This window comes from Paenibacillus lautus NBRC 15380, assembly GCF_004000945.1.
Taxonomy (GTDB): domain Bacteria; phylum Bacillota; class Bacilli; order Paenibacillales; family Paenibacillaceae; genus Paenibacillus_AQ; species Paenibacillus_AQ lautus.
In genome coordinates this window covers 148,763-162,519 of record NZ_BIMF01000008.1, presented here as the reverse complement: position 1 = coordinate 162,519, position 13,757 = coordinate 148,763, and the positions used below count along the sequence as shown (strand labels likewise).

Sequence of the window (13,757 nt, the reverse complement as noted above, 5' to 3'; positions counted from 1 at the left end):
AGGGAGATGAGACATGGTTGAAATTCTGGTCGTTAGACATGGACAATCGGAAGCGGATATTTTGAATCGGTGTGAAGGACGGGCTGACTATGCACTGACGGATCTTGGTCAGCAGCAGGCACGGCTCCTGGCAGAGTGGATTCATCGTGAATACGCATTAGATGCCATTTTTTCCAGTACGTTAAACCGGGCTAAGCAGACCGCAGCAGCCATAGCTGAAATGACAAAAGTCCCCGTAACCTATGATGATGATTTAATGGAGCAAAATAATGGAGTTATAGCCGGTATGTTGAGAGATGAGGCTTTACTTAAATATCCCTTGCCTGTTGGAGGGAGAAAGCGGCACGATGCGATTGAAGGTGGAGAATCTGAAGTGCAGTTCAGAGCAAGAGCCGAACAATTCATATCCAAGCTGTTTACTACAATCCATAGCGAGCCTGACTTGAAAAGAGTATGTATTGTCTCCCATGGCGGGATGATCACGATGTTATTCCGAAGCTTCTTGAATCTTCCTTACCATACGGACATTCATATCCCGACAGGCGACACTGGCGTTCATCTATGGAGATATGATCGGAGCGGGAAAAAGATGATTGCGGCTACGAATCTGCAGGAGCATCTGGTTTAGATTCTATCAATTTACCTCAGACTTGTATTTACCCTTGAAAGGTTGACTAATATGACAAAGAAGCATCTATGGCTTATTGGTTTTTTAGTGACAACACTGTTTCTAACCGATACGGCTGCTGCCTTTAATTTAGACATAGAAGATCAAGACTACACAGATTTCAATTATAGAAAGGTTAACCAAAATTCATCCGATCTTGATGGACATCAGGAAAAGCTACTGTTTCAATGGGCAATTAATCAAAATATTATTAATGGTTATCCTGATGGAAATTACATGCCGGATAAGCCCATTTCAGAAGGAGAATTCTTGAAAGTATTTTTAAGAGCGTTTGGATATCATGTTTCAAATCAGGGGGTATTCAATGAATCGAACCATCATTGGACTGATTCCTCATACAGAATGGCAAAAGTTTTGAATATACCGACACTTGGTTCTACTGATTTCAATTCTCGCTTAATTCCGATAACGAGGAGAAAAGCTGCAGAGATTATTACATCGTCCCAAGGTGTAAACCTCGAAGGAGATGATGCGATTAAATATGTTATAGTTCATGGCTTAACGGGAGTTACCGCAAGAACCATAGAAGAGTTTGAGGCTGATCAAATAATTACTCGAAGCGAAGCTGTAAAATGGGTTAGACAACTCATGTTAAAAGGCATGATGGAGATAAAACAACGTCCTGTTGCCATTACAAACCTGGCTCTGCCTGAGCTATCAAAGTCTTCGGAATGGCCGGAGGTTATTTATGAGGATTTTAATGCAGTAAAACTTACGTCAGAGGATTTTAACTTATACGATTTGACTAACAACAATGTTATTTCACTGGGAACTAGTAGAGATCAGATTGAGGATATGTACGGTGAATCAAACGAAATGAATATATTTAATTATAATAACTACCCATATTTTTCAGCCGAATTTGATTCCAAGAATTCGCTAATGGGCTGGGAAATTAACACGATAGATAACAAGCATGCAAATTATAAAACTTATAAGGGAATTGTTCTTAATAAAAGTACATTGTTTGAGGTACTTGAACTGTATGGTACAGCAGGATACGCCGCTGACGGAATTGCTAATTATTATTATGAGAAGGCTAATGAAACAGAATATAAACCCATATTTAACACAATATCGAGGGACTCGATTAAGAATCCGGATAACACTTATATGTTGAGTTTTATTTTTAATAAAAAGACCCTAATTGTTGAATATATTAATGTTTCTACTTTCCAGACAGTCCTTAATTTTAATCAAGAGTTAGATCAACGTAATTAAATCAAGAAAAGGTAGTCTTTAACATCGAGGCTACCTTTTCATATTATTGCTATAAGCTAACTCAATAGTTATTACTACTATAGTTGCTAGAAAACGAAATGGTATTGAATATCAAATTGATTAATTCAATTTAATTGAGATAATATGCATAAACAGAGAAACTTTTTTACCAAAATTTGCGTCTAATAGTATGACCTAAATAAAATATCAAAAAAGGATTAGAAGGAGTTATGGAATGAAACTGAAGAAACGATCATTGCTAACCGTATTGGCTGTTGCCCAATTAGCGGCAGCTTATCCGGCGAGCGCGGATGCAAATACCGCAGACAAACCACAACAGTCAGTCACCCAAGAAGTGTACGAGCAAAACGCTGCGGCAACCAAAGCAGTAACATCCGGGGGTACAGACGCTGCTCAAGAGACAACCGATACAACAGAGACAGAGACAGAGACAGAGACAGAAGGGTCTCAAGATCCGAATGAAGCAGGAACAACCGAAGTACCGGTTGAGGAAACCGGCGAAGTACCGGTTGAGGAAACCGGCGAAGTGCAAGATCCGGCAACAACTACGGAAGAGCAGGGCAACCAGAATAACCAGCAAACCGTGACGGGTAAAGAACTTATTCTATTTTTTAATAGTACAAAAATGGTACAAGACGGCGTTACCTACAATGCACCGCAGCCGATGCAAGTCAAAAAGGGAGTATCCTATGTTCCCATTCGTGCCCTAGTGGACCGTGTAGGCTTCAAGGTCACTTACGATAAGAAGACCAAAGAAACCGTCATTACCAAAGGAACCAATGAGCTTCGCTTCAAAACAGACAGCAGCAAGTATACCGTGAATGGCGTAACGAAAGAGATGAAAGGCACCTCCTACCAGACGAAGAGCACCTTCATGGTTCCGCTGACAGCTATAACCCAAGCGCTCGATATTCAATATAAAGTGGATAATGTAGGTAAACGTGTCATCATGAATCTGGAAACGAAGCCCGTAGCCAAGTTTACGGTGGGACCTAAAGAGATTTTTGCAGGACAAACTACAGTGACCTATACACCGCAGCTGGAGAATGTACAAGGTGAAATCATCGACGAACGCTGGGAAGGCAAACAGGATATTTTCGATGCACCAGGCCAATACATAGTCACTTACTCGGTTCAGGATTCTACAGGAGCGTGGAGCGAGCCTTATAGCCAAACGATTACGGTCATTCAGCCGAATCTTCCGCCTGTTGCCATGTTTGAGACCGATAAGTCCGAGTATAAAATGGGTGAGTTGATTACTTATACGAACCAAAGTACAGATGATCAGGACAAGCCTGAGGATCTGACGTACAAGTGGGAGAATAAACAGTATGCTTTCTTCACACCGGGCGTTTATACGATCAAGTTAACGGCCACGGACAAGAAAGGACTTAGCTCCACCTACGAGACGACAATTAACGTGACAAACGAGACATTATATCAAGAAGAGGATTTCAATATGCTCTTTATCCCGGAAGGGGAGAAATTCACGTTCCTCGGCAATGTGACTTCGCGTCCGAAGATTAATTACGATTTTTACGACGAGCCAAGCACATTGATTCGCAGTAACAGTCCAGAAACCGTCAACAGCGAAGGTATTGTGTACCGAGAGACAGCGGTTGGCGATATGCGCTTTATGATTCACCATGTGAACAATTTGAATAAAAATGTGAAAATGTACGTTATTGCAACGAATAAAAACAGCACCCCGGTAACGCTCAGACAAGATTATTTGGGATTTGCAGGTCCGTCGCCGATCGCAACGGCAGCAGGCAAGAAGTCTGTGCTGAATTACTTCCAATCCATGCAGGACAATTCGAAGCGGACTTCAGTGACCCTTGCACCAGGCGAACAGAAGCTGGTCATGACGGAACTGAGCGATGTTAGAATGAAGCAAGGACATGTCATTTCTCTTTACTCGGATATGTACAGCGACCTGCCAATTCAGTTTGATGTCGTGATGATTGACGAGAAATCCGATCCGTTGAAGGTTCTAAGCACGCTGCCGATCCTGAATCGCGATGGTGTTCATAATCGTGGAACCTATCCGGATTCGACGCGGGTCATCCGTTATTCCGAACTGGTGGGTGCAGAATCCGAGCGTCTCGTACTTGGAGACAATCAGGATGATCCTAACTTGGAAGGAATGGACCCTATGGTTGGGGACATTACGCACAACACAGGTAACTTTGGTGTCCTGTATAAAATAACATTGGATCGCGTAGCACCGGATACCCTGATCTCGTTTAACCCGCGGGGCGGTAAGTACTCGGGATATGCTATGGTAAATGGAACCATTGTACCGATCTATTCCCTTGGACAGGTCGCTCCTGGCGAGCAAGCGGTCCTCTATCGTACAGGCGATTTCGAACAAAAGGTTGAAATCATGCTGACGGCTGCGCCAGGAAGCAATTTGCCAGTCAACCTGCTGTTTACCCAAATGCCTGAAGCTATTCATTAATATCTGATTGCATATAGGCTTCACGACTTAAGCAGCTGCTTGAGGAGTGAAGCCTTTATTGTTGTTATATGAGCAGGAGGTAAAGAGAGCTGGGGTATTGCAAGGTATGCGTTAGATCATATTCCTCTGCTGGGCACAGTTTCTTCCTTTGTTGTGTTATTCGTTCATGTATCGCCTCATACAGGAAGCGGAATATGGTATTATTCATGCTCTTTAAGTGGTGTACGATCAACACCCTTTAATAATTTGTCTTTCATCATTTGGACGATATGCAATGGAATCTGATATTTCTCGGCAAGCTGAATGCTTGTGATGTCAGGATGCTCATTCAGCTCTTTTCGAATCCATGCACGGATATCATTTTTCCGCATAAAACACCTTCTCTCATCGATTATCCTTATGAACCATTAAATCGTTATAGGAGTTATGCCAATCCCTGTATATCCCGTATTGGTTAATGGTAATGAGGTAACCGTGTTGGATGATGTGTTAATGATTGAAATGTTGGGACTCAACGTATTCGTTACATACGCTCTTGTTCCATCTGGAGTAATTGCGATACCGTTCGGACTATCTCCAACCGTGATTGTGGGAGCAATAACCGTGTTGGCTGCAATATGAATGATGGATACGGTATCTGAGCCGGCATTGGTGATATATGCCCGAGATCCGTCAGGTGTAATCGCGATTCCGGTAGGGCTATTTCCGACCGGGATGGTCGCAATGACCACGTTGGAGGTAGTATCGATGACGGAGACAGAGGCGCTTGACAAATTGGTGACGTACGCTCGCGTACTATCCGGCGTAATGGCCACCTCCTGAGGCAATAAACCAACCGGTATTGGCAAGCCGAGCACCATGTTAGAAGCCGTATCGATAACGGAGACGGTTCCATCGGTTGAGTTAGCGACATAGGCTCGCAAGCCGTTTGGCGTAATGGCAATTCCATTAGGACCGGCCCCTACGGGTATTGGCGTTCCGATGACCGTATTTGTGGCTGTATCGATGACGGAGACTGTACTGTCAATAAAATTCGTGACGTATACCCGCGAGCCATCCGGTGTGATTGCATTTCGATTGGCACCATCCCCAACCGGAATTGGCAGACCGATGATGGTGTTGGAGGCGGTATCAATCACCTGTACATTATCATCGTTAAAATTACTTACATAGGCACGGGTGCCGTCGGGTGTAAATACAATATCGTTTGGACTATCCCCAACCGGGATGAAGCCCATAATGGTATTTGTAGCTGTATTGATAACAGTGATGACATCATTGAAAGCAAATAAAGCATAAGCGAAGGGGCCATGATCAACGGAATTGATGGAGCATACCGGAATGATTCGCGTTCCGAATACACCGGTAACAATAACCGTTCCTTCTCCGGTTCGTAAAATCCGGCCCTCGATACTATCGGAGAAGCCGGAAGTCGAAACCGAAATGTATTGATTGTCTAATTGCAGTAAAGTATCTCTCAATTCTTCAAAACAGGGATCCGTTGGGCTATCACCTGCAGGACCTTGAGGACCTTGAGGACCTTGAGGACCCTGGGGACCTTGAGGGCCTGGTACGCCCTGAGCGCCTTGTGGACCAGGGATACCCTGCAGTCCAGGTGGTCCTGGAATACCTTGAGATCCAGGTGGTCCTGGAATACCCTGAGATCCAGGTAATCCTGTAGCACCCTGTGGACCTTGTGTCCCTTCGGTTCCGTTTATGATCGTAGGCGGAGGACATTTTACCCGGAACATTTTCTTTCTGACAATAATACATCGACGTTTTTTCTTTTTCGGTTTACGTATGAGGATCATTTTTTTCTTCCGGCAGCGTTTGGCCTTCCTAGATGGACATCCCATCCGCGAACACCTCCCCTTGAATTGGTATATCATACGTATCCTGTGCATGAGTTGAGTGCACAAGTACCCAGTGGGCGCATAGACTGACACCTATTTTTCAATGGCTGTATCATTTATAATAGGGAAGCGGGGCACAATCGGATAAATTCGAAGATCTAACAGAAATCTGCTAATACGGAAACTTTGGAGTGATGGCGTGTGATTAGATCAGTGGATGTACCCTCCTGAAATAGATCGATTTTATTTTAGGAGGGCATAAACCATGAAATTTCATATTATTAATATTGAACAGTGGACGAGAAAGCCTTATTACGAACATTATCTTGGATCGAATAAATGCACCTTCAGCATCACCGTGGATATCGACATTACTCGATTGCTGTATTCGTTAAAATCCAATGGATTCAAGCTTTATCCAGCTTTTATTTATATGGTTACTAGAGTTGTCAATGACCGGGTCGAATTCAAAACTTCCTATAGTCCCGAAGGGCAATTGGGTTACTGGGATCGGATGACGCCGAGCTATACGTTTTTTCATAACGATGACCATACCTTCTCCTGCTTATGGACAGAATTTACGAATGATTTCCATCGATTCCATGATCTTTATGAGCAGGACATGGAGCATTATCGGGATGCAAAAGGGATCTTCGTTAAGGAGAATCCACCACCAAACACGTTTCCCATATCCATGATACCCTGGGCAGGCTTTAGCGGATTTAATCTAAACATTATCAATGAAGTTGACTATCTTCTTCCCATCATAACCGGCGGAAAATATTTCGAGCAGGGTGGCCGTATGCTACTTCCGATTTCATTGCAGGTGCACCATGCTGTGTGTGATGGTTACCATGCCAGCATGTTCTTTCAAGATTTGCAAAATTTGGCGGATTCATGTGAAGGTTGGTTAACATAATGCTCATCTTGCTAGACCTCATTTACGCGAAAGTGTTCAATTCACGATAAATCGACAAATGAAAGGCGACTGCTGTGCAGTCGCCTTTTCAATTTGTTTATTGTATCGAAATGATTAACCATCCTCATATCATCTTCACAAGTTTTGGTTAATTACATACAACCTTAAAGGTAATCCAATGATCGCTAAGACCGAAAGGAGTATGTATGATGTCCCATGAACAATTTCAATAATGTATCGAGGAATGCTTACGCAGTATGGTAGCCTGTAACCATTGTTACACCGCAAGTTTGGATGAACATGATGTGGCGATAATGAAAGAATGCATTCGCTTGGATCGGCAGTGTGCGGATATTTGCGGATTTGCGGCTCAAGCGATGTCCACGAACAGTATGTATGCCAGCGAGATATGCAGGATCTGCGCCGATGTCTGTGAAGCATGCGGTAATGAGTGCAAGAAGCATGATATGAAGCATTGTCAGGAATGTGCTGAGGCATGCTTTCGATGTGCAAAAGCATGCCGGGAGATGGCTGCTTAAGGACGGCATCCATCGAATAGTAGGACGATGCGGGAAGAACCGCTATATGCGGGAGACGGCCTTTTTTGGGCATATGTGGGCAGAAGAGGCTCCGATATATGGCCCCGTTAATATGCTGAAAATCGCCCGTTAAGGAGATCATAAGGACATAGGATCCGTTAATTGCGGAAATCGGCGTATTCTCGTGTTTATGCGGGGCAGAAGAAGCCCTGCTATTTGCTGTAACTTGCCCGTTATGGAGATCAAGAGGACAGAGGATCCGCTATGTTGTGGGAATCGGCCGATTATCGAATTCTTGCGGACAGAGGATCCGTTATTGCCACATAGTCACGGATTATTCCGCTGAAAATCCTGCAATAGCGGATCTCTTGTCCGCTTATTGCTGCGAAATGGGTGAAAACAAGGAAATAGCGGAACCAGTGTCCTCAAATATCGCAACTCGATAGACATTAACGATGCCGGGTGGCGGTATCATTGAGGTATTCTGTAGTCGGTTAATAGCTGCTGAACGGAATAACAGATATACGCCGAATCGGCCTCTTTTGGGCACATATGGGCAGAAGGGACTCCATTATTTGCTGTAACTTGCGTTATGGAGATCAAGAGGACAGAGGATCCGCTATGTTGTGGGGATCGTCCGATTATCGAATTCTTGCGGACAGAGGATCGGTTATTGCACCATAATCACGGATTAAACCCCCGAATAACTCGCAATAGTGGATCTCTTGTCCGCTTATTGCTTCGAAATGGGTAAAAACAAGGAAATAGCGGAACCAGTGTCCTCAAATATCGCAACTCGATAGACATTAACGATGCCGGGGCATAAGGTAGCTGTTCTTATTACTGTTCATTTTTCCGATAAGGTTGCTGTTCTCACGAGAAAGACCGATTTCCCGCCGGTACAAAAAATCCCTCTCACCGGAAAATGAGAAGGATTGAAGAATAGCGTTCTATGAAGCTTTAGCTGATGTCAACAGCGTTATATCCAAATGCTCTTGATCCAGCTGATGGCAGCGGGACGTAACGGCAAATGCTCCGATAGCGAACACAACAGCAGCCCAAGGCAGGTGTTCGAGTCCGACGTTATCCACGACTAGGCTGCCCAGTAGGGAACCAACGGCGATACCCAGATTGGATGCAACCGGCATGAGCGTGGAGGCGAAGTCCTTGGAGCCGGGTGAAGATTCATCCGCCAGGTCAATCAGGTATAACTGAACGGCGGTACTGAGCGCAAAGGAGAAGCAGGCGACCAGCATTAACGACACTAAGGCCATCCACGGGAGTGATAGGGTAAGGGCAAGAGCCATCATAATCATCGCTTGGATGGTGAATATCACTTTCAATTTCACCCTTGAATTGCCTTGCGCTACCCTGGCCCCGAGCCAATTGCTAAGGATTGTGAAAGCGCCGTAGGCCAGCAGGACGGTGCTGATCCATTGCTGCGGAATCCCCATCACATTCTCTAAGAGCGGCGTTATGTACGTGTATACGATAAATACGGAACCTACGCCAAGGACCGGAATGAAGAAGGCAAGACGAATCCGCTTGTTCTTGAACAAGGCAAATTGCTGTTTCATGGAGCTTACGCTAATGGTATTGCTCTTGGGCATGACTGCCATCATCAAGACTAGCGGGATGATCCCGACCAATGAAGTAACAATGAAAGCCGTTTGCCAGCCTGCCATCTGGCCGATCTGCGTTCCGACCGGAACGCCCAGGACATTGGCAATCGAGAAACCTCCGATGATCCAGGCAACCGCACCAGCCCTGCGGGAAGCACTCATATGCTCGCTTGTAGCGGCAATGGCCAGCGATAAGGTTAAACCGCACAGAATCGCGGTGGTGATGCGAATGAATAACATGACGGGGTACGTGGTGGCAAAGATGGTCAAATAATTAAACACTAACACCGCAATATACCCTGTCAGAATGGTAACATGCCGCGGAATGCGTCCGAGCAGCGTCACAGCAAACGGCGTTCCGAGAGCATAAGCAATGGCAAAGCTGGAAACGAGGACACCGGCTCCAGCAAGCGATATGCTGAGACTTGCGCTAATGTCTTTTAATAAACCAACAATGACGTATTCGGTAGTACCCAATACAAAGGCGGCAAAAGTAAAGGCGATAATAAAGATGGTCTCTCGTGTTCTGGTCATGGTTGTCTCTTCTCCTGATTTCTCTTTTTGTATGCTTCGATCTTACGTTATGAAAGGCTTTTCTAGTCAAGTCTGAAATGAGGATTTCAAAGAGATGCTCCTCCAGCTTCATGCTATAATGTAGGAAAAAAAAGTGGAGTGGGTGGATATCTTGCCGAATCAAACTTCAAAACGCTCATGGCGTGCGGACAAACTATCGCAGATCGGTTCTTCCATATTTGCCGAGGTCAGCGAGTGGAAACAAGAGGCTCTTCAAGCGGGAAGACATATAATCGACTTGAGCATCGGCAGTCCTGACCGTGGTCCTTCTGCGGATATCCGTGAGGTGCTTAGCCAAGAAGCGTTGAAAGAAGATAACTATACATACCCAGGCACTAGAGGAATCGCGGAGTTTCGAGAACAGTCAGCGGTTGGATGGAGCGCCGTTTTGGTGTAAATGTTAACCCGGATACCGAAATACTGGCTTTGATGGGATCCCAGGATGGATTATCGCATCTGGCTCAGGCCATATGTAATCCGGGGGATGTGGCCATTGTGCCGAATCCGGGGTACCCGATCTATGCCGGAGCGCTTGCGATTGCAGGCGTTACGCCTTGGTATCTTCCGCTGAAGGAAGAGTTTGGATTTGTACCGGATCTGGACAGCATTCCGGAGGAGATTTGGGCGAAGGCGACATTTATTCTGCTGAATTTTCCGGGAAATCCGATTGCGGTCCGGGCAGATGATGCTTTTTTTGAAAAATTGGTCGGCTTGGCGAAACAATGGGACGTGCTTATCGTCCATGACCTTGCATATTCCGAGATGGGGTTTGACGGCTACCGTCCCATGAGTATTCTGCAGGTTTCAGGCGCCATTGACATCGCGGTGGAATTTCACTCCTTCTCCAAGAGCTTTAACATGGCAGGAGGCACTCCGCGAAGCAGCGCAGCGAATAGGGAAGTTTATAATGGCAAGACATTAACGGTTAAAGTTCGTAACATGAACAGCTCGGGCAAAGTGATACTGAATGTCTACTGAGGAACGGAGGAAATCGGATATATGGATGTCAAAGCCGGCGGGCAGCATGAATCAGATGCTATAATTAAATTAATTTATTTGAGTCATTCGCATATCCAACGTTAATAAAGGGTGAGTACATTGCGGAACTATGTCCCTATACAGGCACCAACGATAGAGAATCCATCTCCGGACTCTTCTTACACCTATCACGAATATCTGGCAAGCCCGCCATTAACTCCTTATGTGGCCTGTTATTGGACCTTGGATTATAAAGCTTCGTCACTTCAGCAGCCGCTTCATCGTATCCTTCCTGACGGTTGCGTGGATATCATATTTAATCTGAAGGCACCGGCAGCTTCAACCTCCGGCTTCATTACCGGTCTGATGTCATCTTACGAAGCCATGAGGCTCACGCAGGATCAGTCAATGTTCGGCATCCGCTTTTTCGTGGAATCCGTTCGCCCATTCATACATTATCCCGCTTCCGATTTCCGGAAGGGTCCTGTATTCTTGGAGGAAGCCTGGGGGCTGAATGTGAATCAGCTGAACGAGGAAATGGTCACGGCTCTGGATTCCGCCCACCGAATGGATTTGGTTGAAAGGTTTTTAATGGGCGTCTTAGGACAGAATAACGTCCGTTCCGAGCCGCTGCTGGAGCACGGCATGCAGTATCTGTACGCCGCCAAAGGAAGAATAACGGTTCGTGCCTTGGCCGAAAAGCTTAATTATAGCGAGAGAAACATAAGAAGGACATTTCAGAAGGAATTGGGCGTCAGTCCGAAGATCATGGCTGAGATCATTCGTTTTCAAAATTTGCTGCAAGAGTTGCATCAGGCCAAGCTGACGCGGTTTCCCGACATCGCTGCACAATACGGATACTATGATCAGCCTCATTTTATTAACAGCTTTAGGCGTTTATATGGCATGTCACCAAAACAGGCTTTAAGTGATCGATGATGGAATTCTTGATGTCTAAGCGCAAGTTGTCCGTTTTTTACAATCTTTTAATAGCGTAATCGACGAAAATAGTAACGGGTAACGAAGATGATGCATAGGAGGTATAACCATAATGAGAGCGCGTATATCCGTACTTACAATCGGCGTCGATGACCTGGAGCGGTCATTGAAGTTTTACCGTGATGGACTCGGCCTCCCGACCGAAGGGATCATTGGGACGGAATTTGAGCACGGGGCTGTAGCATTCTTTGACTTGCAAGCAGGTGTGAAACTGGCGATCTGGAATCGCAAAGATCTGTCAGTTGAGGCAAATGTTTCGCTGTCCCCTCCGAGTTCCTCGGAATTTACCATCGGTCATAACGTCGGCAGCAAGGGGGAAGTGGATGAGGTGATGGAGCAAGCCAGAAGGGCGGGTGCAACGGTTACCGTTCCGGCACAAGACACATTCTGGGGGGGCTACTCCGGACACTTTCTCGATCCGGACGGGCACTTGTGGGAGATTTGCTGGAATCCTGCCTGGGAGCTTGATCTTTCGTAACGGATGTGATAAATTAATCAACGATTGTTGCGCAACTGAATAAAATATTTGAATGTATAACCTCATTAATATGGTCTGAGGGTCTCTACCAGGAACCGTAAAATCCTGATTACAGAAAATGTTTCTCATTTTTTGTAATCAGGATTTTTTTGTTGATTATAGACCAATATCACATCGAAGAAAGGGGATTCCATTCCAGATGAATCTGAAAGTATTAATTCTAGCGATTTCGACGATATCCGTCGGGCTGGTTGAACTTATTGTTGGCGGAATACTCCCGCTCATCGCGGACGACTTGCATATTTCACTCGGTACGGCTGGTCAGCTGATTACTGTGTTCGCCCTGGTCTATGCGGTAGCTGGACCGGTTCTCCTTGCACTGACGGCAAGAGTGGAGCGGAAACGACTCTATATGATTTCCTTATTCGTTTTCTTCATTGGTAACTTACTTGCTTATCTAAGTCCAAGTTTTATGTTGTTAATGGCTGCCAGAATATTAACCGCCATGAGTACAGCGCTGATTATCGTGTTATCGTTGACCATTACCGCCAAGGTGGTTGAGCCGGCGCATCGGGCGAAAGCATTAGGCGTTATTTATATGGGGATCAGCTCGTCATTGGTGCTTGGCGTGCCGCTCGGCATTTTGATCAGTGAAGCTTTTGGATGGAGGGTGTTATTCCTCGGTATCGGCATTCTGTCAATTGGCTCCATGATCTTGATCTATATGTTCCTGGATCGGATCAAGCCTGAAAATGTCACGCCGTTATCCGTCCAGATCAAGGCGCTGGGCAAATCGAAAATCGCCGGAGCGCATCTCGCCACCTTGTTCATGCTTGCAGGGCACTACACGATTTATGCATACTTCACGCCGTTTCTTGAATCCGAGCTTGGGCTGAGTCCATACTGGATCAGCATTTGCTACTTTCTGTTCGGACTATCCGCAGTCGGCGGCGGGGCGTTTGGAGGCGCGCTCGCCGACCGACTGGGGTCGCATAAGAGCATTGTCATCATCATTACGTCATTCATGTTGGTTCTGTTTCTACTTCCGTTCTCTACATTCTCAATCGGCGTATTTTTAGTCGTGATGATGATATGGGGAGCATTAAGTTGGAGTCTGGCTCCTCCGCTGCAGAATTACTTGATTCAAGTAGATCCAGGCTCGTCTGATATTCAGCAGAGTTTTAACAATTCCGCGCTGCAAATCGGAATCGCGCTGGGATCCGCTATCGGCGGTCTCGTGTTAGAGCAGGGAGGTACCGTAGCCAGTACGTCTTGGGTAGGCGGAGGAATTGTCATGGTGGCGCTAGTCTGCGCCGTTTATTCCTTAACGAGACCTGCGCTTGCATTAAAGACAAGCAAATAGTCCATTACTGCTTATCCAAAAGGCAGCTGCGATCACGCAGCT

15 protein-coding genes and 1 riboswitch are annotated in these 13,757 nt (G+C 45.6%); of the genes, 11 read left to right on the top strand and 4 right to left on the bottom strand.

Annotated features, from left to right (window positions below; translation table 11 throughout):
• Positions 1-13 precede the first annotated feature (13 nt).
• The 3 genes from PLA01S_RS16280 to PLA01S_RS16270 all read left to right on the top strand — a co-directional run bounded on the left by PLA01S_RS16280 (position 14) and on the right by PLA01S_RS16270 (position 4,391).
• Positions 14-628, top strand: coding sequence for a histidine phosphatase family protein (locus tag PLA01S_RS16280; RefSeq protein WP_127593115.1), 615 nt, complete (start codon positions 14-16; stop codon positions 626-628).
• 51 nt (positions 629-679) lie between these two features.
• Positions 680-1,909, top strand: a complete 1,230-nt coding sequence (locus PLA01S_RS16275) for an S-layer homology domain-containing protein (RefSeq protein WP_127593114.1) — start codon at positions 680-682, stop codon at positions 1,907-1,909.
• Positions 1,910-2,144: 235 nt separating this feature from the next.
• On the top strand, positions 2,145-4,391 hold the full coding sequence (locus tag PLA01S_RS16270; RefSeq protein WP_127593113.1) for a stalk domain-containing protein: 2,247 nt from the start codon (positions 2,145-2,147) through the stop codon (positions 4,389-4,391).
• Between the two features lie 200 nt (positions 4,392-4,591).
• Here PLA01S_RS16270 and PLA01S_RS32005 read toward each other — a convergent pair whose 3' ends face one another.
• The 3 genes from PLA01S_RS32005 to PLA01S_RS32280 are packed head-to-tail and all read right to left on the bottom strand — an operon-like array spanning position 4,592 to position 6,075.
• The gene (locus PLA01S_RS32005; RefSeq protein ID WP_164817445.1) at positions 4,592-4,762 is read right to left on the bottom strand and encodes a hypothetical protein; all 171 of its coding nucleotides are present in this window, start codon (positions 4,760-4,762) and stop codon (positions 4,592-4,594) included.
• Between the two features lie 36 nt (positions 4,763-4,798).
• Positions 4,799-5,872: a beta-propeller fold lactonase family protein gene (locus tag PLA01S_RS32230; protein WP_218033656.1), complete on the bottom strand. Its 1,074-nt coding sequence runs from the start codon at positions 5,870-5,872 to the stop codon at positions 4,799-4,801.
• Positions 5,869-6,075, bottom strand: a complete 207-nt coding sequence (locus PLA01S_RS32280; RefSeq protein ID WP_218033655.1) for a hypothetical protein — start codon at positions 6,073-6,075, stop codon at positions 5,869-5,871. Before PLA01S_RS32280 ends, PLA01S_RS32230 begins: the two co-directional genes overlap by 4 nt.
• Positions 6,076-6,509: 434 nt before the next feature.
• Here PLA01S_RS32280 and catA point away from each other — a divergent pair, with 434 nt between their 5' ends.
• From catA to PLA01S_RS32000, 3 genes are all read left to right on the top strand, one after another.
• Positions 6,510-7,163 (top strand): type A chloramphenicol O-acetyltransferase, encoded by a 654-nt coding sequence (gene catA, locus PLA01S_RS16260; RefSeq protein ID WP_127593112.1) that lies wholly within the window; start codon positions 6,510-6,512, stop codon positions 7,161-7,163.
• A gap of 257 nt (positions 7,164-7,420) precedes the next feature.
• Entirely contained in the window at positions 7,421-7,702 is a 282-nt protein-coding gene (locus PLA01S_RS16255) for a four-helix bundle copper-binding protein (protein WP_246059601.1), read from the top strand.
• Positions 7,671-7,835, top strand: a complete 165-nt coding sequence (locus PLA01S_RS32000; RefSeq protein ID WP_164817434.1) for a hypothetical protein — start codon at positions 7,671-7,673, stop codon at positions 7,833-7,835. Before PLA01S_RS16255 ends, PLA01S_RS32000 begins: the two co-directional genes overlap by 32 nt.
• A gap of 817 nt (positions 7,836-8,652) precedes the next feature.
• Here PLA01S_RS32000 and PLA01S_RS16250 read toward each other — a convergent pair.
• A complete protein-coding gene (locus tag PLA01S_RS16250; RefSeq protein WP_127593111.1) occupies positions 8,653-9,858 on the bottom strand; it encodes an MFS transporter in 1,206 nt (401 codons plus the stop codon).
• Between the two features lie 151 nt (positions 9,859-10,009).
• Between PLA01S_RS16250 and PLA01S_RS33045 the strand changes: the two genes are divergently transcribed.
• The 5 genes from PLA01S_RS33045 to PLA01S_RS16230 all read left to right on the top strand — a co-directional run bounded on the left by PLA01S_RS33045 (position 10,010) and on the right by PLA01S_RS16230 (position 13,715).
• Complete coding sequence (locus PLA01S_RS33045; RefSeq protein ID WP_371860423.1) at positions 10,010-10,294, top strand: hypothetical protein; 285 nt, start codon at positions 10,010-10,012, stop codon at positions 10,292-10,294.
• On the top strand, positions 10,273-10,875 hold the full coding sequence (locus PLA01S_RS33040; RefSeq protein WP_371860422.1) for an aminotransferase class I/II-fold pyridoxal phosphate-dependent enzyme: 603 nt from the start codon (positions 10,273-10,275) through the stop codon (positions 10,873-10,875). Before PLA01S_RS33045 ends, PLA01S_RS33040 begins: the two co-directional genes overlap by 22 nt.
• Positions 10,876-10,986: 111 nt before the next feature.
• Positions 10,987-11,814 (top strand): helix-turn-helix transcriptional regulator, encoded by an 828-nt coding sequence (locus PLA01S_RS16240; RefSeq protein WP_127593110.1) that lies wholly within the window; start codon positions 10,987-10,989, stop codon positions 11,812-11,814.
• Positions 11,815-11,926: 112 nt separating this feature from the next.
• The gene (locus PLA01S_RS16235; protein ID WP_127593109.1) at positions 11,927-12,352 is read left to right on the top strand and encodes a VOC family protein; all 426 of its coding nucleotides are present in this window, start codon (positions 11,927-11,929) and stop codon (positions 12,350-12,352) included.
• Positions 12,353-12,384: 32 nt separating this feature from the next.
• A riboswitch (purine riboswitch) is annotated at positions 12,385-12,484 on the top strand.
• Positions 12,485-12,551: 67 nt separating this feature from the next.
• Complete coding sequence (locus PLA01S_RS16230; RefSeq protein ID WP_127593108.1) at positions 12,552-13,715, top strand: MFS transporter; 1,164 nt, start codon at positions 12,552-12,554, stop codon at positions 13,713-13,715.
• The last annotated feature ends 42 nt before the right edge of the window (positions 13,716-13,757 follow it).